Genomic DNA, 22,425 nt, shown 5'->3' on the forward strand with positions numbered 1-22,425 from the left:
GGGGAGGGGGCGGTGCGAGGGAGAGCGGGGGTGGTGCGGCGGGGGTGTGTCAGGCGGTGGTGGGCGTCAGGTCGTCGAGGGCGTTGAGTTTCGCGACGCGGCGGCGGGTCTCCGCGTCGTCGTCGAAGGTGGCGCCCAGGAACTCGCGCACGATGTCGGGCACCAGCGCGTGCGGCACGAGCCAGGCACCCATGGCGATCGCGTTGGCGTCGTCGTGCTCGACCGACTGATGGGCGGAGTACGGCTCGTGGGCGAGGCCGCAGCGGATGCCGGGCAGCTTGTTGGCGGCCATGACGGCGCCCTGGCCGGTGCCGCACACGAGCACGGCGCGGTCGGCGGCGCCGCTGAGCACCGGCTCGCAGGTGGCGCGGGTGATGTCGGGGAAGTCGACGGCTTCGCTGCTGTGGGTGCCGCAGTCCACCACGTCGTGCCCGAGCGCCTCGATGGCCTGTCGGACGGCGTCCTTGAGTGCGAAACCGGCATGGTCCGCGCCGAGGGCGACCCTCATGTGTTGTCCTGCCTTTCGGATTTCTGTGACCGCAAGTGCCGTGCGGAAACTCACTGTTGGGCCTTGGGAGACCGGTCGACGAAGGATGTGGGGACGCGTTCGCCTGCGGCCGCGCGCCCGGCGATGAGGTCCACGACCCCGCGTACGCCGAGGCGTCCGATCTCCGCCGCGTCCTGGCGGACCGCGCTGATGGGTGGCGAGGCGAACTCGAACCAGTCGAGGTCGTCGACGGACACGACCTCGATCCGGGCCGCCTGTTCGACGCCGAGCCGCTCGCGCAGCGCACGTACGGCGCCGAGGGTGGTCAGGCCGTTCGCACCGAAGACCGCCGTGAACGGGACGCCGCGGTCGAGGATGCGGTGCATGGCCTTGGCCGCTCCGTCGGCGAGGAAGTCACCTGCCTCCAACAGCCCTTGGTCGGTACTGATGCCGTGCCGCTCGCGCCCGGCGAGGTAGGCGGCGCGGCGCTCGGCGCCGGTGGAGATGGTGTCGGGGCCCCCGATGAAGGCGACGTCGCGATGCCCGCGCCGCTGCAGCCAGTCGAGCACCTGCCCGACGCCCTGCGCGTTGTCCGTGCCGTACATCGGCGCGTCGATGCCGTCGATGGTGCGGTTGAGGAAGACGAGCGGAAGGCCGGAGGCGACGGTGGCGGCGAGCTGCGGCGAGACGGTGCTCTGCGGCGCGAACAGCAGGCCGTCGATGCGCTGGGAGGCGAAGGTCTGCAGGTAGGCGTCGGCCTGGTCGGCGTCCTCGTTGGCGTTGGCCAGCAGGACGGTGTAGCCGTGCCGGCGGGCCTCCTGCTCGGCGGCGTGCGCCAGTTCGGAGAAGAACGGGTTGCGGATGTCCGAGACGAGCAGTCCCAGTACGTCGGTCCGGGCCCGCCGCAGCGCACGGGCGGGCCCGTTGGCGATGTAGCCCAACTCGGCGGCGGCCGCCAGCACTCGGGCGCGGGAGTCGACCGAGGTCTGACTGCTCCCACTGAGCACCCGGGATGCGGTCCCCAGCGCGACCCCGGCCCGCGCCGCGACGTCCTTGATCGTGGCCATCCGTTGCTCCACCTCCTCGTGGATTCCATGGAAACGTTTCCATAGCATGGATGACTTTAAGATCGCATACGGGGCGGGGCGCGGGCAAGAGGTTGGGGTGACCGGGCCGGTCAGTCAGGTACCCCGCTCTGGTCCGACCCACCACGCGGCGACGCGTCCTGGGCCGGCACGGACGGGGCATCAGGTGTCGAGCGCCGAGCGGCGGTGTACGGGACGCTTCTGCGGTGGATCGCCTTGAAGGTGTCGTTCAGCGCGGTCGCACTGTGGTCGTAGCAACGCTGCGCCACCCCCACGAAGAGGCAGTCCACGACGGCGAGTTGGGCGGTTCGGCTGACGGTCGCCCCTGAGCGCAGCGGCATCTCCCGGACCGACGTGGTGAGTACGAGATCGGCGCTTTCGGCCAGCGGCGAGCGCGGGAAGTTCGTCAGGGCCACGGTCGTCGCCCCGCGTTCGGCCGCCGCCTGCAGCGGGTCGAGGGTGTCCGCCGTGGTGCCGGAGTGCGAGATGCCCAGGGCGACATCCCCCGGCCGAAGCAGCGCGGTGGCGGTCAGCGCGGCGTGGGCGTCCGTCCACACGAAGGCCATCAGGCCGATCCGGTGCAGCTTTTGATGGAGATCCGCCGCCACGAACCCACTGGCCCCCACGCCGAAGATGTCGATGCGCCGGGCACCGCCTACGGCCTCGACGACGCGTTTCAGTACGTCGATGTCGAGTTGCGCACGGGTCTCTTCGAGCCCTCGCGCCTCATGGAAGACGATCTTGTCCGCGATCTCGTCGAGGGTGTCCGTCTCGCTGATGTCGGTGTGACTGTGCGTCCGCGGCTGGCTCTGCGCGTTCTCCAACGCGACGGCCCCTGCGAGCGCGAGGCGCAATTCGGGGTAGCTCCGCAGGCCGTTGGTCCGACAGAAGCGCATCACGGTGGTGACCGAGGTCCGGGCCCGGTCCGCGAGCACACCGATGCTCCAACGCGAGGCCTGGGCAGGGTCTTCGATGATGGCTTCGGCCACCCGCTGTTCGGCGGGCGCGAGGGCGGGGAGCGCCGAGCGGATGCGCACCAGGATGTCTCCGGACGGCTCTCCGGCACTCTCGTTCGAGTCGGTGCGTGTGGTCGGACGACCCATGTGAAGCCTCCCCGTGTGTGGGGACCAGCGTAGGCGCAACCTCGCACACGTCAATAAGTAACCCCGAGACGAACTCCCCCGAAACTTATTGACATTGACCTCTGACCGTTCCGATACTGGCCCGCGTCACGACGACCTTCACCGGCCGTTCGGACGAGGTCCTGCCCGGCACCACCAGCCCTTGCCACGCGGCTGTTCGACCTCACGAATCCATGGAGCGACCGACCCCCAGCTGCTCCCTGGCTTCGGCACACGCACGTAATCCACTGGTTCCCTTCTGCCTCTGTGAGGTGAGCGCCCTGACTGCCGTCCTGGCTGTAGATGTAGGCAAAACCGGCTGCCGAGCCGCTCTTTGGACGCACACGTCCGCCACCACACCGCCCGAGATCCGTGAGGCTTCCGGAGCACCCGGTCTGGCAGGCCCCGATGGTGTGACGCTCACCGAGAAGGCCGTGCTCACCGCGGGGCGCACCGTCCTCGACCAGGCCGGCGTCCCGGCACCCACCGCGGTGTGCGTCGGGGCCGCAGGGGCGGCCACCGCCCCGCAAGCCGCCGACGAACTGGCACGGCGACTGCGGTCCAGCCTTGCCGCGGACGAGGTCGCGGTCACCAGTGACGCGATCACCTCGCATGCCGGTGCCCTTGGTGGCTCGGCGGGCATCGTGCTCGCGGCGGGGACCGGAACGGTCGCCGTGGGCTTCGGACATGACGGTTCGTTCGCACGGGCCGACGGCTGGGGCCCGTGGCTGGGCGACGAGGGCAGCGGTTCGTGGATCGGGCGGGCCGGGCTGCGCGCCGCCCTCAGGGCCCACGACGGCCGAGGTCCGGAGAGTCTCCTCGCGCAGGCCGCCCGACAGCAGTACGGCCCGCTGGAACAGCTGCCCGCCGCGCTGGACCAGGGCGGCAACACCGCCCGGGCGACCGCGGCCTTCGCGCCCGCCGTCGCGAAGGCGGCCGCCGCGGGCGACTCGGTCGCGGACGCCATCCTGCGCGAGGCCGCGACCGCATGGTGCGAGACGGTCATCGCCGTGGCACGCCGGCTCGGTGACACATCACCGCTGCCGGTGACGGTGACGGGAGGGCTCGCCCACTTGGAGGGCGCACTGCCGACCGAGTTCGACACCCTCCTTCTCACATCCGGGCGCGAACTGCCGCGCGTACAGCCTCTGGGCGGTTCCCTTGAGGGGGCCCGTCTGCTCGCCTCGCGGCGCGATGCCCCTCACGAGGCCTTTGTCACCAGGGTCGGCCTGTCATCCGTGTGAGCCGCTCCAGCCGCATCGGAGCGGTTCGGTTCCGTCGGCGTCCCTGCTCGGTTCCGCCGGCGTCCCTGCTCGTTTCCGCCGGAGTCTCCGCTCGCCCCCACGCATCACCTCGCCCGTGTTCATGAGCTTCGCCAACCCACTGGACAGAAAGGCTCGTTGTGAGACTCCCCATGCGTTCGTCGGAGCGGACATCAGGAGCGGGCAGGCCGCCCCTCGCCATCGTCGGCAGCGCCGCCGCCGTCGGTGTCATCTACGGCTATGACGTGGGCGCCAGCGCGGGTGCGCTGCTGTTCCTCCCCGGCGACTTCGATCTCACCATGGCCCAGGCCGCCTCGATCGTGACGATCCTCGGCGTCGGCCAGTTGATCGGCGCCCTGGTCGCGGGCCGCCTCATCAACGCGATCGGGCGCAGGGGCGGCATGCTGGTCGTCACCGCCGGCTTCGCGGTCTTCGCCCTCACCTGCGCCGCGGCCCCGAACCTGCTGGTCCTCGACGCGTCCCGGCTCCTGCTCGGCGTCGCCATCGGGATATCCACCGTCGCCGCACCGGTGTACGTCGCCGAGTCCTCACCGGCCACGAACCGCGGTGGGCTGGTCATCATCTACCAACTCGCCAACTGCATCGGCATCATGCTGGCCTACGCCGTCGCGTACCTCCTGGCTCCCACCGAGTCCTGGCGATGGATTCTGGGCGTGGCCGCCGTTCCGGCGGTCGCCGTCTTCTGGGTGCTGTGCACGCGCATGGACACACCACGCTGGTACGTGATGAAGGGGCGGCACCGCCAGGCGGAGGAAGCGCTGCGCAAGCTCGGCCGTGACGTCGACACGGTCCGGGCACTCGCCGACCTCCGAGCCACGCTCGCCACCCAGGAGGCGGGCCCCCGCCGTCGCGGTGAGACCGTGCGCACACTCCTGCGTCCGCCCTATCTCCGGGCCCTTGTCTTCCTGGTGGGTCTGGGCGCCATCATGAAGCTGACCGGCATCAACGCACTCGTCTACTACAAGCCTCTGATCCTGCAGTCCATGGGGTTCAGCGGCTACACCTCGCTCCTGCTGATCCCCGCGGCCATCCAGGTGGTCACCGCGGTCGCCACCACGTTCTCGGCGCTCCGGGTCGACCGGATCGGACGGCGTCCACTGATGCTGACCGGCCTCGCGGTCATGGCGGTCGCGCACGGTCTGATCGCGCTCACGTACGTCACCGGCGTGCGGACCACCACGACGCAGGTGCTGGCCATCCTCGGGTTCGTGCTCTTCCAGGCCGGATTCGGGCTGGGTCTCGGCGCGTTGATCTGGGTGTACGCCTCGGAGAGTCTCCCGGGATCACTGCGCGCGGCGGGCGCGTCCATCACGCTGACCGTCGACTACGGCATCAACCTGTTCATCGCGCAGTTCTTCCTCACGATCCTCAACGCCGTCGGCGGCGAGGTCGTCTTCATCGGATTCGTCGTCATCACCCTCGCCTCGTGGGCCTTCATGTGGAAGCTGGCGCCCGAGACCAAGGGGCGTCCGCTCGAAAGCATCAAGCAGTACTGGGAGAACGGCGGCAAATGGCCCGAGACCGCCCCGGTGAAGCACCCCGCTCCCCCACAGCCCGAAACCATCTGACCGGCCGACAGCACGTGAAAGAGACCTCCGCATGACCGACCGCATGACCGACAAGCCCAACATCCTCTTCCTGATGACCGATCAGCACCGGATCGACACCCTCGGCTGCTACGGGAACGACGTCGTCCGCACCCCGAACCTCGACCGGATCGCCGGCGACGGAGCCAGGCTGGACCGCTGCTACACCCCGACCGCCATCTGCACGCCCGCCCGCGCAAGCCTTCTCACCGGCCTGCACCCGTTCCGGCACCAGCTGCTCGCCAACTACGAGTGGAACAGCGGGGGCCGCGAAGAGCTGCCGGACGGGCTCCCCATCCTGTCCCGTGAGCTCAGGTCGGCCGGCTACAACGTCGGACACGTCGGCAAGTGGCATGTCGGGCGCGACCGCGGACCCGAGTACTACGGACACGACGCCGAGCACCTGCCCGGCGCTCTCAACGGCACCAACCTTCCGGGCTACCTCGACTGGCTGGACCGTACGGGCCAAGTGAAGCCACAGGTCAGGGACGCCACGCACGGCGTCCTGCCCGACGGATCACCCGGCCATCTCATCGCCGGCCGGCTCGACCAGCCGACGGAGGCCTCCTTCGAGCAGTTCCTCACCGACAGGGCGCTCGACACCCTGCGCGGCTACGTCACCGACCACCAGGCCGACGGCAAGCCGTTCTACCTCGCCTGCCAGTACTTCGGCCCGCACCTTCCCTACCTGGTGCCGGACAAGTACTTCGACATGTACGACCCCGCGGACGTGGTGCTCCCCGCCTCGATGGCGGAGACCTTCGCGGGCAAGCCCGCGGTGCAGGAGCGGTACAAGGACTACTGGTCCGCCGACCACTTCAGCCCCGACCAATGGCGCAAGCTGATCGCCGTGTACTGGGGTTACGTCACGATGATCGACGACCAGATCGGCAGGCTGCTCGACGTTCTGGACGACGCCGGGCTCTACGACAGCACGGCCATCATGTTCACCGCCGACCACGGCGAATTCACCGGAGCCCACCGCCTCAACGACAAGGGCCCCGCGATGTACGAGGACATCTACCGCATCCCCGGGCTCGTCCGCGTGCCGGGGGCGGAGCCGACGCGGGTCCGGCAGTTCACCTCGCTCATCGACTTCACCGCCACCATCCGCGAACTCGCCGGCATCACTCCGGACATCCCGGGCGACGGGCAGAGCCTGCTCCCGCTGATCCGCGGCGAGGAGCCGTCGGACTGGCGCCCGCACATCCTTGCCGAGTTCCACGGACACCACTTCCCCTACCCGCAGCGCATGATCCGGACCGACCGCTACAAGCTCGTCTGGAACCCCGAGAGCGTCAACGAGCTGTACGACCTGGAAGAGGACCCGCACGAACTGCTCAACGTGTACACCTCCCCCGCCCATCGCACCGTGCGACGGGAGTTGAGCGACAAGCTGTACACGGAGCTCCGCGCCCGCGGCGACATGTTCTACCGCTGGATGCACTTCATGGCGGACCTCGACCGCACCGACCGCGACACCACGGACACGGGCGCACAGCCCCAGCGCCGCCCCGTGGTGTCGTGAGAGCAGCACGACGGATCCGCCGGATCGCCTGCGGCGCCTGATGTCTTTACCCCGCCCACGCTCCGGCGGCATCATGATCCTTCGCGTCGCCGCACCGGACCGTCCTCGCCGCCTACGAAAGGTCGTTTCCAGTGGATGGGCGAATTCAGCAGGTCGAGGCCGTGCTGTTCGACACCTTCGGCACCGTCGTCGACTGGCGGACCGGAGTCGCGGCCGCCGTCGACGACTTCGCCGCACGGCACGGCCTGACACTCGACGGGACCGCGTTCGCGATGCGCTGGCGGGAGCTCTACCAGCCGGCGATGGAACCCGTACGCACCGGTCAACGGGGATTCGTGCCGCTCGACGTGCTCCACGCGGAGAACCTGCGGACCGTGCTGGACGAGCACGGCGTCGACCCCACGGCGTTCGACGAGACCGAGTTGAGGTGGCTCAACGAGGCGTGGCATCGGCTGCCGGCGTGGGCCGATTCCGTTCCCGGTCTCGAACGACTGGCCCGGAGCGTGACGACGGGAGCACTGTCGAACGGCAACCTCGCGCTCCTGTCCCGCCTGGCCAAGCACGCGGGCCTCCCCTGGGACGTGATCGTCGCCTCCGACATCACCCGCGCGTACAAACCCCAACGCCAGGCCTACGAACGGGCCGCCGCCTTCCTGGGGCTGCGCCCCGAACAGGTCATGCTCGCGGCAGCACACAACGAAGACCTGCGCGCCGCCCGCGACGTGGGCCTTCGAACCGCCTTCGTCGCCCGCCCGACCGAGTACGGACCCACGCAGACGAAGGACGTGACACCCGACGCGGACTGGGACCTGGTGGCGGGAGACCTGGTCCAGCTGGCGACGCTGGTGGGTGACAGGCCCTGGACTGCGGACCGGCATCTCGCGCCGTTCTGGGGGCGCGAATAGCGGTCTCACATGTGGTGCGGCGTTCCGAGCTGGTCCGCGGCGGCCTTCACTGTCTGCTCGAGCAGCACCGCGATGGTCATCGGCCCGACGCCACCGGGAACCGGGGTGATCAGACCGGCTCGGGTGAGGGCGGTGTCATGGTCCACGTCGCCGACGTTGCCGGGGTTGTAGCCGGCGTCGATCACGACCGCACCCGGTTTGATGTCCGCACCGTGGATCAGCCGGGGCCGCCCCACGGCTGCCACCACGATGTCCGCTTCCCTCAGGATCGCCGACAGGTCGGTGGTGCGGGAGTGGCAGTAGGTCACCGTCGCGTCCTTTGCGAGCAGGAGCATCCCGACCGGCTTGCCGAGAATCGCGCTGCGTCCCACCACCACGGCCCGCTTGCCGGCGAGTTCGACGTTGTACGCCTCGAGCAACCGCATGATTCCGCCCGGCGTGCACGACACGAAGCCGGGCCGCGCGAAGCTCATCGCGGCGAAGGAATGCATCGTGACCCCGTCGACGTCCTTCTCCGGCGCGATGGCCTCGAACGCGGCTCGCTCGTCGATGTGCGGGCCGCAAGGGTGCTGCAGCAGGATGCCGTGCACGTCCGGATCGCCGGACAACTCCGTGAGGGTGCGCACCAGTTCGGCGGTCGTGGTGGTGGCGGGCAGGCCGATGTGCCGGGAGGTGATGCCTGCCTTCGCGCACCGTGCCCGCTTCATGCGGACGTAGGTGGCGGACGCGGGGTCCTCGCCCACCAGTACCGTCGCCAGACAGGGACTGCCCCCCGTACGTCCGGTGATCTCCGCCGCCCTGGCGGCGGTCTCCGCGACGATCCGATTGGCGAGGCCGGAGCCGTCCATGAGGTGAGCCGTGCGAGTCTCGGACATCGTTGCCCTCCAGGCGTTGCTGACCACTCGCCCAGGCGCACGGCAACGACATCTTGTCGGACCGCTCCCCGGTGGTACTCCACCTCAGCGCCAGTCACGGCCCACGAGGAACTGTAATGGACACCGCAGCCGCACGGAGCGCGCCGACGAGAAGATCCGATTCGGTGAAAGTCCGCCGAAACGCTCGTAGGATGCCGGGGTGCCGAGACTCATACCGACGAGCCGCCGCGCGTGGGTTGTCACGTGGGCGGTGCTGTGCGCGGCCGGCCTCGCCGTCACCTTCGGCATCAACGCCTCCTCGGAGCCAGACCCGCAACCCGAGAAGCCCGTCAGCGCCCCGTGCGCCGAGCTGATCGCGGGCATCGAGAGGCAGTTGGCCAAGAACGAGGAGGACGGCAGGAAGGACGGGGTGGTGGCGTTCTCGCGCGTCCGGAGCTCCGGCGAGGACGACTGCCACGAGGCGCTCCGCGACCACTTCGGCGGTGAATGACGATCCGCTTCGTCATGCTGGTCGCCGTCCTGGTCATGCTTGTCGCCGCCGGCGTCGGGTTGGCCGTCGCAATGAATGCCACATCAGGACCTGAGCCACAGCCCACGCCGACGCGCGTGTATTCCTCCTGCCTGGCGGCTGACACCCGGCCACTGGCCTCCGGCGACGACCCGTGCGAGGGCCCCGGGGACTGAACAACTCCGCCTCCCCCGCTACGCGTTGTCTCTCGGCCCGTGCAGTCGGCCCGCCGCGATCACCGTCTCCACGGACCGCAGCGCCCCAAGCTCTGCGAGCGGGTCGCCCGCCACCACGAGGATGTCCGCGCTGTAGCCGGGAGTGAGCTGGCCGGTCGTCTCGTTCAGGCCCAGCGCGCGAGCGGCTTCCGTCGTGGCCATCGCGAGGATGCGGTCGTTGGGCAGGCCCAGGTGCTCGTAGAACGTGAGGCTGGCGGGCAGGCCGTCGAACCCGGCGCGCTGGACGCCCGCGTCGGTGCCCGCGATCAGCCGCGCACCGGCCTCGGCCATCCGACGCACCGCGCCGAACATGGCCTCGGCGCGCTCGGCGCCGAAGAACTTCGGCAGCATCCGCCAGTTCGGGCTGACCGTGGGGCAGACGTAGATGTTCCGCTGGACGATCTGGTCGAGCACGTCCTGGCGGACCTCGAATCCGTCGGCCGTCATCCACGTGCAGTGCTCGATGCTGTCGACCCCCGCCGCGGCCGCTGCGGCGATACCGTCCGCGCCGTGCGCGTGCGCGGCGACCGGCAGTCCGGCGCGGTGTGCCTCGTCGACGAGCGCCGCCAACTCCTCCTCGGAGAACTGGGTTTCCCAGCTCTTGGCCCCACCTTTGGTGAGCCCGCCGCCCGTCTCCATGACCTTGATGACCTGGGCGCCCGCCTCCACGTTGCGCCGCACCAGACGCCGGATCTCATCGGGGCCGGAGACCTCACCGCCGAGGAACCAGCAATGGCCACCGGGCGGAGTGACGGGCACCGTCGCCGGGACGACACGCGGGCCGACGACCGAGCCCTCCCTGATGCCCCGGGCGAGACGCACCGCGAGGCCGCCCCGGTCACCGAGATCACGGACCGTCGTGACGCCGACGTTCAGCAGCTGCTGCGCTCGACCGGTCATGGCGGCGAACAGCGCCTCGTCGCCCTGTTCCTGGAGCGTGGCGACGGGGTCGGGGCCCGCGTCGAAGCAGAGGTGCACGTGGGCATCGATCAGGCCCGGGAGCACGGTCCCGGCAGGAAAGGCGAGCCGAGGATCGTCGGGCCGCGCCTGGCGCTCGACCTCTTCGCGCGGGCCGGCGCAGGCGATGACGCCCTCGCGTACGAGCACCGCGCCGTCGGCGACAGCGTCACGATCGGGTCCGGCCAGTACTTGCGCGGCGGTGATCAACATGAGGCGCGGCTCTCTTTCGCGTGCGAGGACGTCGGCTACTGGAGGTACTGGAGGCAGAACATCAGACAGGACATCAGACAGAGCGAGGAGTTGGTGGATGTCGGTCCCCCCGGCGCTGATGTGTCTTGTGTGTCTTGTCGTCATCGCCGCACCATCAGCGCACCATCGCCGTCCCGTCAGCGCGCCAAACAGCAGTCTCCGCACTTGCCGCCGCCAGGAGCGCGGTAGAAGAGGCAGCAGCTGCGCCGCCGGAACGCGAGATCGGCTCCGGTGATCCGGCCCGTGCCCCGCAGTCGGCCCGTCTCCAGCAGTTCGTGCGTCAGGCGGGTGAGATCCGTGCGCAACTCGGGCCGGGACCTGAGTAGTTGCGCCGCCGATCCGACGAGCGCCGACGCGGAATTGCCGGCCAGCAGGCGCGGCGCCACCTTGGTGGTGAAGCCGCTCTCGACCGCCGCCAGGACGCCGTCCACCTCCGAGTGGACCGCGTCGGCGAGTGACGGGAACTCTGCCGCGCGTCGGCCCTCGGGCCGGGGCAGCCGGAGAGCCGAGCCCTCGCCCGACCACTCCACCGTGGTCATCGTCGGCACGATCCCGTGGACGAGCGTGCAGGCGAGGACCGGTGACCAAAGGCGGGCCGCAAGACCCAGGTGTGCGATGGAGACGCCGATGCGGGGTTCGGGCGTGTTGTAGCGGTCGTTGACCGCCTGGGCGCGTTCGCCGAAACTGGCGCGCGCGAGCCGTGCGTCGGACGGCCGTCTCCAGTCCGTGTCGAGGGCGAAGAATCCGCCGATTCTCGACACGTCGCGCAGCGCCTCGGTGACCTGTTCCGGCGTCACGTCGGTCGACTTCATGAGGTCTTGGCCCTGCCCGGCGCGTCGATGAGGTAGAGGTCCAGGATCTCGGGGCGGGGCGCCACACCCGGTCCGCCGGCCCGCACCCAGTCCGCTATGTCCTCGGTGGCGTCACGGTCGTTGACCAGACCGTGCCACACCGGCCGCGCTCCGGCCGCCCGCCCGGCGGCGGAGGGCTGTACGACGATCACGTTGGCCTGTTCGCAGACGTCCAGGCACTCGGAGATCCGCGTCGGGGCAATCTGGCGCAGTCGCGCCGTCTGCGCCGCGTGATCCCCTGTGACCTTGACCGTGCCGCAACAGCAGTCGCGGCACACCACCACGCGGCACGGAACCGCCCGGTCCGCCGCGGGTGCCGGTACTTCGGCGAGCCGTTCGGGCATGCCGTTTCCTCCCTCTCGCCGGGGAGTTCCGCCCCGGGTTGCTTCGAGGTGGCGACGGCGTGAGTCTCCTGGCTCTCGGGTCCGTGCTCGTCCCGGCCTTCCCGCCCTCGCGGGGCAGTGGCTCTCCGGGATCCGCTCGCCGATCACAGTGGCGGTACCGCACCGGATTCGCACCGGTTTCCTCGGGCCGCCGTCGCCCGTGTTCACGGTCATCATGCCATCCGGCGCGGAGCGGCCGACGGGCCGGACGTTGTAGCGCCTGCCGGGCGCGGACCCGTAGGGTGAACGACGCAGCTGGTTCGCCCCGCCCGCCAGACGGGGCGTCGCAAGAGGGAACCCGGTGGGAATCCGGGACTGCCCCGCAGCGGTGAGTGGGAACGACCGCCGTCATACGCACTGGACTCCGGAAGAGGGGTTTGGGAAGCGACGGTCACTAGGTGTCCGCCCTTTCGGGTGGGCGTGCCCGCGAGTCCGAAGACCTGCCGACTGCCCGCGCACGGACGACTCGTGCGCGGAGATCTCGGTGACCTCGAGGGCGGGTCGGCGTACACATACCGGCGAAAGCCCGTGCCTCGCGGCGCGCGGTCGCCGCCACGGTGGTGTCACTCCTTCATGCCGCAGAAGTCCTCCGGGATCTCAGGGATACGTCTCTCGAAGGAGATTTCCGTGACCACCAGGACCGCGACCACAAAGACCGCAGCCGCACGGGCCACCGTGTACGGCTACCCCCGCCAGGGCCCGAACCGGGAACTGAAGAAGGCGATCGAGGGCTACTGGAAGGGCCGCGTCGACGCCGACGCCCTCCACTCCACCGCCGCCGAACTGCGCCGCACCGCCTGGCAGGACCTGGCCGCGTCCGGCATCGACGAGGTGCCGACCGGCGACTTCTCGTACTACGACCACGTCCTGGACACGACCGTGATGGTCGGGGCGGTGCCCGAGCGCCACCGGGCCGCCGTCGCGGCGGACGCCCTGGACGGGTATTTCGCCATGGCCCGCGGCACCCAGGATGCCGCTCCGCTGGAGATGACCAAGTGGTTCGACACCAACTACCACTATTTGGTCCCGGAGTTGGGGCCGGACACAGTGTTCTCCGCCGATTCCGGCAAGCAGGTCGCAGAGCTGCGAGAAGCCCTCGCTCTCGGTCTGGACGGCCGTCCTGTGCTGGTCGGACCGGTCACCTATCTCCTGCTGTCGAAGCCCGCTCCGGGCGTGGCCGACGACTTCGATCCGCTCACCCTGCTGGACCGGCTGCTGCCCGTCTACGCCGAGGTTCTCACCGACCTGCGCACCTCGGGGGCCGCCTGGGTGCAGCTCGACGAGCCCGCGCTGGTGCAGGACCGCACCCCGGCCGAGTTGAACGCCGCCGCCCGCGCCTACCGTGACCTCGGCGCCCTCCTCGACCGACCGAAGCTCCTGGTCGCCTCGTACTTCGACCGGCTCGGCGAGGCCCTGCCGGTGCTCGCCAAGGCCCCCGTCGACGGCCTCGCCCTCGACTTCACCGGCTCCGCCGCCGCCAACCTCGACGAACTCGCCGCCGTCGGCGGCCTGCCCGGCAAGCGTCTCGTCGCCGGTGTGGTGGACGGCCGCAACGTCTGGGTCAACGACCTGGAGCGGTCCCTCGCCACGCTCGGCACCCTGCTCGGGCTCGCCGAGCGCGTCGACGTGGCCGCTTCCTGCTCGCTGCTGCACGTCCCCCTGGACGCGTCCGTGGAGCGGGACATCGAGCCGCAGATCCGGCGCTGGCTCGCCTTCGCCCGCCAGAAGACCACCGAGGTCGCCACTCTCGCCAAGGGCCTGACCCGGGGAACCGGCGTGGTCGCGGCCGAACTCGCGGCCAACCGTGCCGCGTTGAACTCCCGCGCCACCTCGCCCATCACGCGCGATCCGGCGGTGCGGAGCCGCGCCGCCGCCGTCACCGAGGACGACGGGCGCCGCTCGCAGCCGTACGCCGAGCGGACCGCCGCCCAGCGCGCCCTCCTGAACCTGCCGCTGCTGCCGACCACGACCATCGGCTCGTTCCCGCAGACCGGCGAACTCCGCTCCGCCCGCGCCGACTTGAGGGCCGGTCGCATCGACACCACAGGGTACGAGGACCGCATCAGGAACGAGATCCGTGAGGTCGTCTCCTTCCAGGAGAAGGCCGGCATCGACGTGCTCGTGCACGGCGAGCCCGAGCGCAATGACATGGTCCAGTACTTCGCCGAGCAGCTCAACGGCTACCTGGCGACCCAGCACGGCTGGGTCCAGTCCTACGGCACCCGCTACGTCCGCCCGCCGGTCCTCGCGGGCGACATCTCCCGGCCCGAGCCGATGACCGTGCGCTGGACGACGTACGCCCAGTCGCTCTCCGACCGCCCCGTCAAGGGCATGCTCACCGGCCCTGTCACCATGCTCGCCTGGTCCTTCGTCCGCGACGACCAGCCACTGGGCGACACCGCCCGGCAGGTGGCGCTCGCTCTGCGCGACGAGGTCAACGACCTGGAGACGAACGGCACTTCGGTCATCCAGGTCGACGAACCCGCGCTGCGCGAGACCCTCCCGTTGCGCGCCACCGACCACGCGGCCTACCTCGCCTGGGCCACCGAGGCGTTCCGCCTCACCACCAGCGGCGTCCGACCGGACACGCAGATCCACACGCACATGTGCTACGCCGAGTTCGGCGACATCGTGCAGGCCATCGACGACCTCGACGCCGACGTCATCAGCCTGGAGGCCGCCCGCTCCCACATGCAGGTCGCCCACGAGCTCGCCGCTCACGGCTACCCGCGCGAAGCCGGTCCGGGCGTGTACGACATCCACTCGCCGCGCGTTCCGAGCGTCGACGAGGCAGCCGCCCTGCTGCGTACGGGACTTGAGGCCATCCCCTCCGAGCGGCTGTGGGTCAACCCGGACTGCGGGCTGAAGACCCGCGGCTGGCCGGAGACCCGCGCCTCCCTGGAACACCTCGTCGCCGCCGCACGCACGGTCCGTGAGGAGCTCGGGAGGAGCGCGTCCTGACGGGCTGCTCCGCGGGCCTTGCCCCTGATGCCTGCGTCGGCATCAGGGGCAAGGCGCGCACCGCGGCCTACATCAGGTCGTCGGCGCGTACGTGCGCTTCCCCCGCCGGTACGCGATCTCGCCGAGCGTGATGTCGCAGAGCATGAACACGGCGAGCGGGATGCCGAGCAGCGGCACGAAGTAGCCGAGCAGCGCGATCACCACCATCAACGGCACCAGGACGTACGGCGGCACGTGCTGCCAGGCTCCGCGCGGGACGGGCCGGCCGAAGGCGGAGCCGCGCCCGCGCTGCCACCACATGCGGTACCCCCACACGATGAGGAGCGCCACCGCCAGGGCGAGGGCGGCGAGGGCGATCTGGTTGACGAGGCCGAACAGGTTGCCGGTGTGCAGGTCGATGCCCCAGCGGGACAGCTTGGCGAGCACCGGGTAGTCCGCGAACCGCACCTCGTCCGTGACCTCGCCGCTCGCCGGGTCGACGGCGACGACGTCCTGCTTCTCCGGCCAGCTCCGCTGGATCTGCTGGACGACGTACGCCGAGGAGGAGTCGGCGGGCGGGACGATCTCCACGGGGTTCGAGAGGCCTTCGGCGCGGGCCGCCTTCAGCACCGCGTTCAGGCCGACGTCACCACCGCCCTTCTCGGCGCCGGCCCCGCCCTTGTCCATGCCCTCCATGCCTTCCATGCCTTCCATGCCCTCCATACCGGCCATGTCGTGGCCGGCGTGTTCACCGCCTGGAGTCACGGTCGCGGAGACGGTCGGAGTCGTCTGGCCTAGCGCGGCACGCAGGTCGGTGATGTTCGCCCCTGCGTACGTCGACCAGGTCAGGCCCGTCACGGACAGGAAGAAGAGGCCGAGCGCCGCCCAGACACCCACCGATCCGTGCAGCGACAGGGTGCGCCTGCGGCCGGTCGCGCCGCGGATCGCGCGACGGGAACGGCGCCGGGAGAACCAGAGGACGAGGCCACCGCCCGCGATCACCCACATCCAGCTCGCCGCGAACTCACTGTAGAGGCGGCCCACTTGGCCGAGGTGGAGGTCTCGGTGGAGCTCGTCGATCCAGGTGCGCAGCGGCAGCGCGCCCGTCGAACCGTACTGTTCGAGGGCGCCGCGCACCTCCCCGTTGTACGGGTTCACGAACACCGCGAGCGTGTAGTCGGCGTCGACTCCGGCGACACCGGAGAGCATGACTCGTGTCGTCGACCCGGCTTCCGGGGAAGGCCGTACGGCGCTGACGTCTCCTTCGGGATGGGCCTTGCGGGCGGCGGCGACCTGATCGGCGATCGGCAGCTCGGACTTGCCCACGGGAACGTTCAGCTCATGGGCGTACACGATCTTCTCGGCCTGGAACGAGCCCGCATAGAGCAGGCCCGTGACCGCGGCGACGAACAGGAACGGGGCGACGAACACCCCTGCGTAGAAGTGCAGTCGCAGGACCAGCCGGCGCAGCGAGGCCCAGGTCGACCGGCCGGCGGGCGGCGACGGCGGTGCGTGCCGGCTCTCTTCCGCAAGGCGCGGTTCAGAGGTGTCGGAGGTTTCGGAGGTGAGGGACAACGTGGTCCTCCAGTTTCGGGCAGCACGGAGTCCGGGCGCGGGCCGCTCGGCCCTGGGCACATCCGGATCCGGTGCGTTGCATGGGGACTCGACCGCGCGGGCCCGCTCGGGGTGTGCGCACGGCCGGATGCCCGAGGGTGCGGCGCAGCCTCGGGTGAATCGGCTGTCGTCAGGCGACAGCGTCCCCTGCGGGCGGGCCCCTGGAGGTGATCGTGTCCGCGAGGAGGAGGTCACGGAGCGGGCGGTGGCGCCGCATGCGGCGGACCTGGACACGCGGCCGGTGCGGCGGAGTCGGAAGGCGGAACGGGAGCCTCAAGGGCGCGACGAGCCGACCGACGACGGACCTCGCGATGCGGAACGCGGCCTGCTCGCCGTACGCGAGCCAGAGGCCGCTCAGCACGGCGGCCAGCAGGTGGGCCACGAGCATGCCGGACGGTGACATGCCGCCCATGTCATGCCCGTGCGACTCCATCTCGGGCATGTCTGCCATGCCGCCCATGCCATGCATGCCGCTCATGCCGCCCATGGGGTCGGCCGGCATGGACGCCGTGGGCACACGGCACAGCACCTGGTCCAGCCACCGGCCGGCGACAGAACCGCCCGACACCGCCGGGTGCGCGAGGACCTGCGCCCCCGAGAAGAAGACGTGAAGTGCCGCCTGCGCGGCCACGGTAAGACCCACGACCGGCAGGAGTCCACGCTCACGCCCGGCCGGCACACAGGCCGCTCCACCGATGACCACGAAGCCGGCGGCGGGCGCCCACCAAGGCACGGTGTCACCGGACATCAGCGTGTGCGCGAGCGCTGTGAGCAGCACGCAGACGGCCGCGAACACCGCGGCCCGTCCGGCGCGGGCATCCCAGCCTGTAGTCATGGCGGCCCATCTTGGCATCCGCCGCCCAGTGATCACCGGCAGGTGGTCAACTCCCCCACCGTTCGCCCGCTTTTGCTTCACCTTTGCCTTTCGCCCACCACTGCGTACTATCGCCAGGTCATCGCCGCGACGGGAGACAGGAAGCCGGTGCGAATCCGGCACGGTCCCGCCACTGTGACCGGGCAGCGCGAGCCAGCACTGCCCGGGAGTCAGGTCACTGACCCGTCGCGGGCTTATTCCGAGGAGCGCGGACTCCGTAGGAGGCTTCACGTGTACGACGGTCCATGCCGTCCCCATGCCCTTTCCCTTTCCCGTGCGGGACGACGGCGTTTCGTCGTGCGCGTCGGGGCCACCGTCGCCGCGCTGTCGGCGACGGTGCTCGCCGCCGGCTGCGGCCCGTCCGGGTCGGCCGCCGAGCGCGCCGGTGGCCCGCAGTCGTCCACCACCAAGGGCTTTCCCGTCACCATCGACAACTGCGGCGTCAGGACGACGTACGAGAAGCCGCCGTCGCGCGTGGTGACCGTCCATCAGCACCCCGCCGAACTCATGCTCTCGCTCGGCCTGAAGGACCGCATGGTCGGCACGGCGTTCCCCGACTCCGCCGTCCTGCCGAGCCTGCGCAAGGACTACGGGTCGGTTCCGAAGCTGTCCGCGAGGGCGCCCTCGTTCGAGAAGGTCCTCGAAGCCGAACCCGACTTCGTCTACGGCGGCTACTCCAGCGCGTTCGACGAGAAGGAGGGCCGCTCCCGAAAGGCGTTCGCCGACGCGGGCATCGACACGTACCTCAACCGCGAGTACTGCGGCGAGAAGAACGTGACCATGCGGGACACCTACGCCGAGATACGCACCATCGGCAAGATCTTCGGGGTCTCCGACCGCGCCGACGCCCTCGTCTCCGACCTCCGCGGCCGGGTCGAGAAGGCGAGCGCTGCCGTCCGGGACGAGCCGGACGTCCCCGTGTTCGTGTACGACAGCGGCGACAAGTCCGCCTTCACCGCGGGCGGCAAGAGCCTGGGCACGCAGCTGATCCACCAGGCGGGCGGCCGCAATGTCTTCGCCGACCTGGACGACGTGTTCGGCGACGTCTCCTGGGAGCAGGTGGTCGACCGCGGGCCCGAGGTCATTGCGATCTACGACTACGCGGGCGACAAGAGCGTGGAGCAGAAGAAGCAGTACCTGCTCTCGCAGCCCGCGCTCGCGGACGTACCCGCCATCAAGCACAAGCGGTTCGTCGTACTGCCGTTGACCGCGACGCTGGTCGGTGTCCGGTCGGCGTACGCGGTGGAGGGTCTGGCGCGCGGACTGCACCCGGAGAGCTTCAGGTGACGGCGTCCGTCGTGGGTGACGAGACCCCGGTCGACAAACAACCAGGCGACAAGCAACCAACAGACAAGCAACCAACTGGCGTGCGGCAACGGCACATTGGGCAGGGGGCGAGGCTCACCGCCACCCTGGTCCTGCTCACCGTGCTGCTCGTCGTCTCCCTCACGGCCGGACTCGCCATCGGCTCGGTGCATGTGCCGCCCGGTGAGGTGTGGGGCATCGTGACGCACGCGCTCGGCGCCGACTGGTGGGGTGACGCGGACTGGTCGCGGGCGCGGGAGACGATCGTGCTCGACGTGCGGGCGCCGCGTGTCCTGCTCGGCGCGACGACAGGCGCCGGGCTCGCGGTCGTCGGCACCGCTCTGCAGGCGCTGGTACGCAATCCGCTCGCCGAGCCGTACCTCCTCGGTGTCTCCTCCGGCGCCTCGCTCGGCGCGGTCGCGGTCCTCGTGTTCGGGGTCGGTGTGTTCGGGGCGATGTCGCTGTCGGCGGCGGCGTTCGCGGGCGCGCTCGGCGCACTCGTCCTCGTCTACGCCACCGCGCGCACCGGCGGCCGCATCACGTCCAGTCGCCTGATCCTGTCCGGTGTGGCGGTCGCGTCGATCCTCAGCGCGCTGCTCAACCTGCTGCTGCTCACCACGGACCGCGGCAACGAGGCACGTACGGTCCTCGCCTGGACGCTGGGCGGACTTGGCGGGGTGTCCTGGAACTCGCTGTGGCTGCCGGGTCTTGCCCTGCTCCTCGGGATCGGCGTCCTCATGGTGCAGGCGCCGAACCTGAACCTCCTGCTCGCGGGCGAAGAGGCCGCCACGACGATGGGCCTGGACGTGGCCCGCTTCCGCGCCCGCATGTTCATTCTGGTCTCGCTCGTCACCGGTGTGCTGGTCGCGGCGGCCGGGCCGATCGGCTTCGTCGGCCTGATGCTGCCGCACATCGTGCGCCTGCTCGTCGGCGGCGACCACCGGCGCGTGCTGCCGACGGCCGCCCTTGGCGGGGCGGTGTTCCTCGTATGGGCGGACATCGCGGCGCGGACGGTCGCCGCGCCCATGGAGATCCCGGTCGGCGTGCTGACGGCGCTGTGCGGCGGCCCGTTCTTCCTCTGGCTGATGCGACGGGACGCCCGGCGCAGGAACGCGGGAGGTGTCGGATGACGGCGGCCGATCTCGACGTCGAGGGTGTCACCCTCACCGCGGGCGCCCGGCGGCTCGTCGACGACGTCTCGCTGACCGCCCGCCCGGGCGAGACGATCGGCCTCGTCGGCCCCAACGGCAGCGGCAAGTCCACGCTGCTGCGGGCCGTGTACCGCGTACTGCGCCCGGACGCGGGGACGGTGCGTGTGGACGGCGCCGACGCGTGGTCGCTGCCCGTACGTCAACTCGCCCGAACCGTCGCCGCCGTCGTGCAGGACGCCGGAGCCGACGTGGACCTGACGGTGGGCGAGGTCGTCGCGATGGGGCGCGCCCCGCACAAGCGCCTGCTGGCGGGCGACACGGCCGAGGACGCCGACCTGATCGAAGCGGCGCTCGCCTCCGTCGACGCCGCCGACCTCGCCCACCGCCCCTTCGACCACCTCTCCGGCGGCGAACGCCAACGCGTCCTCATCGCCCGGGCCCTCGCCCAGCAGCCGTCCCTTCTCGTCCTGGACGAACCCACCAACCACCTCGACATCCGCCACCAGTTGGAGATCCTCTCGGCCCTGCGCCGCCTGCCCACCACGGTCCTGGTGGCCCTCCACGACCTCAACCTGGCCGCCCACTACTGCGACCGCCTGTACGTACTCCGCGCCGGCGAGGTCGTGGCCGCGGGCCCACCGGGCGACGTGCTCACACCACGGCTCCTCTCCGAGGTCTACGAGGTGACGGCCGAGGTCGCCGTCCACCCGCGTACGCGTCGGCCGCAGGTGACGTATCTGCCGAATGACGAAGGAGGCCCTCGATAGGGCGGTTCGTAGGGCAGTCCGGAGGACAGACCGTGCGATTCGGGAATCCAGGGGGTTGCCGGCGGCGTTCGGTCAATAGCCGGTACCTCGCCCCTGCTTCGTCCGGGAGACCCTCGCCCATGTCGGATCTCATGTCAGAGCCACAGATCGACGCCCTCGTGTTCGACGTGCTGGGCACGCTCGTCGACGAGCCCGCCGGAATCCGCGCCGGCATTCGTCGACTCGCCCCAGCACTCGACGACACCGACGTCGAGAAGCTCTTGGCGCTGTGGCAACAGCACATCGAGCGCGAGCAGCAGCGCGTACTCGACGGCGGGCGGCCCTACCTCGCGAGCGATGCCCTCGATCTGGAGGCCGCCCGGCTCGTCGCCGATGCCGCCGGGGTCGAGGATCCGGCCGCGGTGGCGGAGTTGGCCCTGGCGGGGCGCAGACTCCCGCCGTGGCCGGACACGGTGGCAGGGCTCGCACGGCTCGCCGAGCGGCACCCGTTGATCGGGCTGTCCAACGCGAGCCGGACGGCGCTCCTCGGCCTCAACGCCCACGCCGGACTGCGCTGGCACCAGGCGCTGTCCGCCGAGGACGCCCGGTCCTACAAGCCGGACCCGGCGGTCTACCGGCTGGCCGTCGCCGTCTCAGGACGACCGCCGGAGCGGCTCCTGATGGTCGCCACCCACGCCTGGGACCTGCGCGCGGCGCAGGCTCTCGGCCTGCGCACCGCCTACGTCTCCCGTCCCGTCGGTGACCCACCCGCCTCCTCGGACCGGTTCGACCTGTACGCCGACGACCTGGCCGGGCTCGCCGCTCGGATCGGGGCGTGAGCGGCCGGAACTCAGGTGTGCGGCAGGAAGTCGGCGATCTGCGCCGCCACGACGTCGGGGACAAGTGACGGAGCGAAGTGCATCTGGCCGGGGAGCGTCGTGTACGTGACCTGAGGCAGGGCCGTCGCGAGCCGGTCGAGGGTCTCCGGCATCGGGTGCCAGGTGTCGGCGCCCCGCATCAGCAGGGTCGGGACGGTGACATCGGACCAGCGCTCCACGTCCGCCGAGTCAGCGATCAGCGATTCGAGGTCGCGGCACCAGCCGGGCGCCTCGTCGGGCTCGGCGTCGCGTTCGGTGTCTCGTTCAGTGCCCGGCTCCGTGTCGTCGGAGTCGCCCGCGTCCATCATGTCCAGGAGTGCGGCCGGGATGCGGGCCACCTTCTCGGCGAGCAGCCGGTCGGCGCGCCGCTGCTCACCCTTCGCGGTCAGCTCCTGGAACTCCTCGAGTACGGGGGCCAGTTCGTCGCCCACCGCGAACAACGGCGGCTCCCACAACACCAGTGAGCGAACCGGCAGGCCGGCCACCGCCGCGTGCAGGGCGACGTTGGCGCCGTAGGACATGCCGACCACGTGCACGGGACGGCCGATCTTGCTGATGAGTGCGTCGAGATCCGCCACTTCGTCGGCGAAGCTCTTGGGTGAGCGGCCCGGTCCGCTCGGGGCGTAGCCGCGGCGCACGGGCGTCCACACCTCGTAGCGGTCCGCGAGGAGTTCGGCCACCGGCTCCCAGGAGTGCAGCCCGCCGCCGGAGCAGTGGACCATGACCACCGGCGGTCCTGAGCCGAACTGCCGGTAGGCGATCGCCGTACCGTCCATGGACTCGATTGACGCAACAGGCCCGAAGAAGGACTCGGGTGACTCGAACTCGCTCGGCATGGCAGGACCGTCGCACGGTCCGTCGGGAACGGTCCACTCAATTTC

General features: G+C 70.6%; 20 protein-coding genes and 4 riboswitches. Of the genes, 10 read left to right on the forward strand and 10 right to left on the reverse strand.

Annotated features, from left to right (window positions below; translation table 11 throughout):
- Positions 1 to 49: 49 nt before the first annotated feature.
- From OHA73_RS02760 to OHA73_RS02770, 3 genes are all read right to left on the reverse strand, one after another.
- Positions 50 to 508, reverse strand: coding sequence for an RpiB/LacA/LacB family sugar-phosphate isomerase (locus OHA73_RS02760; RefSeq protein ID WP_327654023.1), 459 nt, complete (start codon positions 506 to 508; stop codon positions 50 to 52).
- A gap of 50 nt (positions 509 to 558) precedes the next feature.
- Entirely contained in the window at positions 559 to 1,554 is a 996-nt protein-coding gene (locus OHA73_RS02765; RefSeq protein WP_327654024.1) for a LacI family DNA-binding transcriptional regulator, read from the reverse strand.
- Between the two features lie 110 nt (positions 1,555 to 1,664).
- Complete coding sequence (locus OHA73_RS02770; protein WP_267072294.1) at positions 1,665 to 2,675, reverse strand: MurR/RpiR family transcriptional regulator; 1,011 nt, start codon at positions 2,673 to 2,675, stop codon at positions 1,665 to 1,667.
- A gap of 290 nt (positions 2,676 to 2,965) precedes the next feature.
- On the opposite strand from OHA73_RS02770, the gene OHA73_RS02775 reads away from it, so the two are divergent.
- The 4 genes from OHA73_RS02775 (at position 2,966) to OHA73_RS02790 (ending at position 7,995) form a co-directional block, all read left to right on the forward strand.
- Entirely contained in the window at positions 2,966 to 3,937 is a 972-nt protein-coding gene (locus OHA73_RS02775) for an N-acetylglucosamine kinase (RefSeq protein ID WP_327654025.1), read from the forward strand.
- A 170-nt stretch (positions 3,938 to 4,107) separates the two neighbouring features.
- Positions 4,108 to 5,544 (forward strand): sugar porter family MFS transporter, encoded by a 1,437-nt coding sequence (locus OHA73_RS02780; protein ID WP_327654026.1) that lies wholly within the window; start codon positions 4,108 to 4,110, stop codon positions 5,542 to 5,544.
- 31 nt (positions 5,545 to 5,575) lie between these two features.
- Positions 5,576 to 7,090 (forward strand): sulfatase-like hydrolase/transferase, encoded by a 1,515-nt coding sequence (locus tag OHA73_RS02785; RefSeq protein WP_327654027.1) that lies wholly within the window; start codon positions 5,576 to 5,578, stop codon positions 7,088 to 7,090.
- Between the two features lie 131 nt (positions 7,091 to 7,221).
- Positions 7,222 to 7,995, forward strand: a complete 774-nt coding sequence (locus OHA73_RS02790; RefSeq protein WP_327654028.1) for a haloacid dehalogenase type II — start codon at positions 7,222 to 7,224, stop codon at positions 7,993 to 7,995.
- Positions 7,996 to 8,000: 5 nt separating this feature from the next.
- On the opposite strand, the gene OHA73_RS02795 is transcribed toward OHA73_RS02790, so the two are convergent.
- Entirely contained in the window at positions 8,001 to 8,870 is an 870-nt protein-coding gene (locus OHA73_RS02795; RefSeq protein WP_327654029.1) for a bifunctional 5,10-methylenetetrahydrofolate dehydrogenase/5,10-methenyltetrahydrofolate cyclohydrolase, read from the reverse strand.
- 22 nt (positions 8,871 to 8,892) lie between these two features.
- A riboswitch (ZMP/ZTP riboswitch) is annotated at positions 8,893 to 8,978 on the reverse strand.
- A 91-nt stretch (positions 8,979 to 9,069) separates the two neighbouring features.
- Between OHA73_RS02795 and OHA73_RS02800 the strand changes: the two genes are divergently transcribed.
- Positions 9,070 to 9,360 (forward strand): hypothetical protein, encoded by a 291-nt coding sequence (locus tag OHA73_RS02800; RefSeq protein WP_327654030.1) that lies wholly within the window; start codon positions 9,070 to 9,072, stop codon positions 9,358 to 9,360.
- Between the two features lie 212 nt (positions 9,361 to 9,572).
- Here OHA73_RS02800 and OHA73_RS02805 read toward each other — a convergent pair whose 3' ends face one another.
- The 3 genes from OHA73_RS02805 to OHA73_RS02815 form a co-directional block, all read right to left on the reverse strand.
- Complete coding sequence (locus OHA73_RS02805; RefSeq protein ID WP_327654031.1) at positions 9,573 to 10,763, reverse strand: amidohydrolase family protein; 1,191 nt, start codon at positions 10,761 to 10,763, stop codon at positions 9,573 to 9,575.
- Positions 10,764 to 10,939: 176 nt separating this feature from the next.
- Positions 10,940 to 11,614: a (2Fe-2S)-binding protein gene (locus tag OHA73_RS02810; protein WP_327654032.1), complete on the reverse strand. Its 675-nt coding sequence runs from the start codon at positions 11,612 to 11,614 to the stop codon at positions 10,940 to 10,942.
- Positions 11,611 to 11,997 carry a (2Fe-2S) ferredoxin domain-containing protein gene (locus tag OHA73_RS02815; RefSeq protein WP_327654033.1) on the reverse strand — a complete coding sequence of 129 codons (387 nt, stop codon included), beginning with the start codon at positions 11,995 to 11,997 and terminating at the stop codon, positions 11,611 to 11,613. The genes OHA73_RS02810 and OHA73_RS02815 overlap by 4 nt, the downstream gene beginning before the upstream one ends.
- Positions 11,998 to 12,058: 61 nt before the next feature.
- Positions 12,059 to 12,181: riboswitch (cobalamin riboswitch) on the reverse strand.
- 107 nt (positions 12,182 to 12,288) lie between these two features.
- Positions 12,289 to 12,486, forward strand: a riboswitch (cobalamin riboswitch).
- Between the two features lie 177 nt (positions 12,487 to 12,663).
- Here OHA73_RS02815 and metE point away from each other — a divergent pair.
- Positions 12,664 to 14,997: a 5-methyltetrahydropteroyltriglutamate--homocysteine S-methyltransferase gene (gene metE / locus OHA73_RS02820; protein WP_327654034.1), complete on the forward strand. Its 2,334-nt coding sequence runs from the start codon at positions 12,664 to 12,666 to the stop codon at positions 14,995 to 14,997.
- Positions 14,998 to 15,069: 72 nt separating this feature from the next.
- Here metE and OHA73_RS02825 read toward each other — a convergent pair whose 3' ends face one another.
- The gene (locus tag OHA73_RS02825; RefSeq protein WP_327654035.1) at positions 15,070 to 16,551 is read right to left on the reverse strand and encodes a PepSY-associated TM helix domain-containing protein; all 1,482 of its coding nucleotides are present in this window, start codon (positions 16,549 to 16,551) and stop codon (positions 15,070 to 15,072) included.
- Between the two features lie 169 nt (positions 16,552 to 16,720).
- Positions 16,721 to 17,425: a hypothetical protein gene (locus tag OHA73_RS02830; protein WP_327654036.1), complete on the reverse strand. Its 705-nt coding sequence runs from the start codon at positions 17,423 to 17,425 to the stop codon at positions 16,721 to 16,723.
- A gap of 98 nt (positions 17,426 to 17,523) precedes the next feature.
- Positions 17,524 to 17,665, forward strand: a riboswitch (cobalamin riboswitch).
- 30 nt (positions 17,666 to 17,695) lie between these two features.
- Here OHA73_RS02830 and OHA73_RS02835 point away from each other — a divergent pair.
- The 4 genes from OHA73_RS02835 (at position 17,696) to OHA73_RS02850 (ending at position 21,505) form a co-directional block, all read left to right on the forward strand.
- The gene (locus OHA73_RS02835; RefSeq protein ID WP_443063022.1) at positions 17,696 to 18,751 is read left to right on the forward strand and encodes an ABC transporter substrate-binding protein; all 1,056 of its coding nucleotides are present in this window, start codon (positions 17,696 to 17,698) and stop codon (positions 18,749 to 18,751) included.
- 80 nt (positions 18,752 to 18,831) lie between these two features.
- On the forward strand, positions 18,832 to 19,899 hold the full coding sequence (locus tag OHA73_RS02840; protein ID WP_327654038.1) for a FecCD family ABC transporter permease: 1,068 nt from the start codon (positions 18,832 to 18,834) through the stop codon (positions 19,897 to 19,899).
- Positions 19,896 to 20,687 (forward strand): ABC transporter ATP-binding protein, encoded by a 792-nt coding sequence (locus tag OHA73_RS02845; RefSeq protein WP_327654039.1) that lies wholly within the window; start codon positions 19,896 to 19,898, stop codon positions 20,685 to 20,687. The genes OHA73_RS02840 and OHA73_RS02845 overlap by 4 nt, the downstream gene beginning before the upstream one ends.
- Before the next feature lie 131 nt (positions 20,688 to 20,818).
- A complete protein-coding gene (locus OHA73_RS02850; RefSeq protein WP_327654040.1) occupies positions 20,819 to 21,505 on the forward strand; it encodes a haloacid dehalogenase type II in 687 nt (228 codons plus the stop codon).
- Between the two features lie 11 nt (positions 21,506 to 21,516).
- Here OHA73_RS02850 and OHA73_RS02855 read toward each other — a convergent pair whose 3' ends face one another.
- Positions 21,517 to 22,380, reverse strand: coding sequence for an alpha/beta fold hydrolase (locus OHA73_RS02855; protein WP_327654041.1), 864 nt, complete (start codon positions 22,378 to 22,380; stop codon positions 21,517 to 21,519).
- Positions 22,381 to 22,425: the final 45 nt, after the last annotated feature.

The organism is Streptomyces sp. NBC_00483 (assembly GCF_036013745.1).
Taxonomy (GTDB): Bacteria; Actinomycetota; Actinomycetes; order Streptomycetales; family Streptomycetaceae; genus Streptomyces.

Excerpts from the sequence above, each read along its gene's own strand:
- OHA73_RS02765 (WP_327654024.1), bottom strand. The coding sequence starts at position 1,554 with ATGGCCACGATCAAGGACGTCGCGGCGCGGGCCGGGGTCGCGCTGGGG.
- OHA73_RS02850 (WP_327654040.1), top strand. The coding sequence starts at position 20,819 with ATGTCAGAGCCACAGATCGACGCCCTCGTGTTCGACGTGCTGGGCACG.
- OHA73_RS02810 (WP_327654032.1), bottom strand. The coding sequence starts at position 11,614 with ATGAAGTCGACCGACGTGACGCCGGAACAGGTCACCGAGGCGCTGCGC.
- OHA73_RS02855 (WP_327654041.1), bottom strand. The coding sequence starts at position 22,380 with ATGCCGAGCGAGTTCGAGTCACCCGAGTCCTTCTTCGGGCCTGTTGCG.
- OHA73_RS02815 (WP_327654033.1), bottom strand. The coding sequence starts at position 11,997 with ATGCCCGAACGGCTCGCCGAAGTACCGGCACCCGCGGCGGACCGGGCG.
- OHA73_RS02830 (WP_327654036.1), bottom strand. The coding sequence starts at position 17,425 with ATGACTACAGGCTGGGATGCCCGCGCCGGACGGGCCGCGGTGTTCGCG.
- OHA73_RS02795 (WP_327654029.1), bottom strand. The coding sequence starts at position 8,870 with ATGTCCGAGACTCGCACGGCTCACCTCATGGACGGCTCCGGCCTCGCC.
- OHA73_RS02770 (WP_267072294.1), bottom strand. The coding sequence starts at position 2,675 with ATGGGTCGTCCGACCACACGCACCGACTCGAACGAGAGTGCCGGAGAG.
- OHA73_RS02785 (WP_327654027.1), top strand. The coding sequence starts at position 5,576 with ATGACCGACCGCATGACCGACAAGCCCAACATCCTCTTCCTGATGACC.
- OHA73_RS02760 (WP_327654023.1), bottom strand. The coding sequence starts at position 508 with ATGAGGGTCGCCCTCGGCGCGGACCATGCCGGTTTCGCACTCAAGGAC.
- OHA73_RS02805 (WP_327654031.1), bottom strand. The coding sequence starts at position 10,763 with ATGTTGATCACCGCCGCGCAAGTACTGGCCGGACCCGATCGTGACGCT.
- OHA73_RS02845 (WP_327654039.1), top strand. The coding sequence starts at position 19,896 with ATGACGGCGGCCGATCTCGACGTCGAGGGTGTCACCCTCACCGCGGGC.
- OHA73_RS02780 (WP_327654026.1), top strand. The coding sequence starts at position 4,108 with ATGCGTTCGTCGGAGCGGACATCAGGAGCGGGCAGGCCGCCCCTCGCC.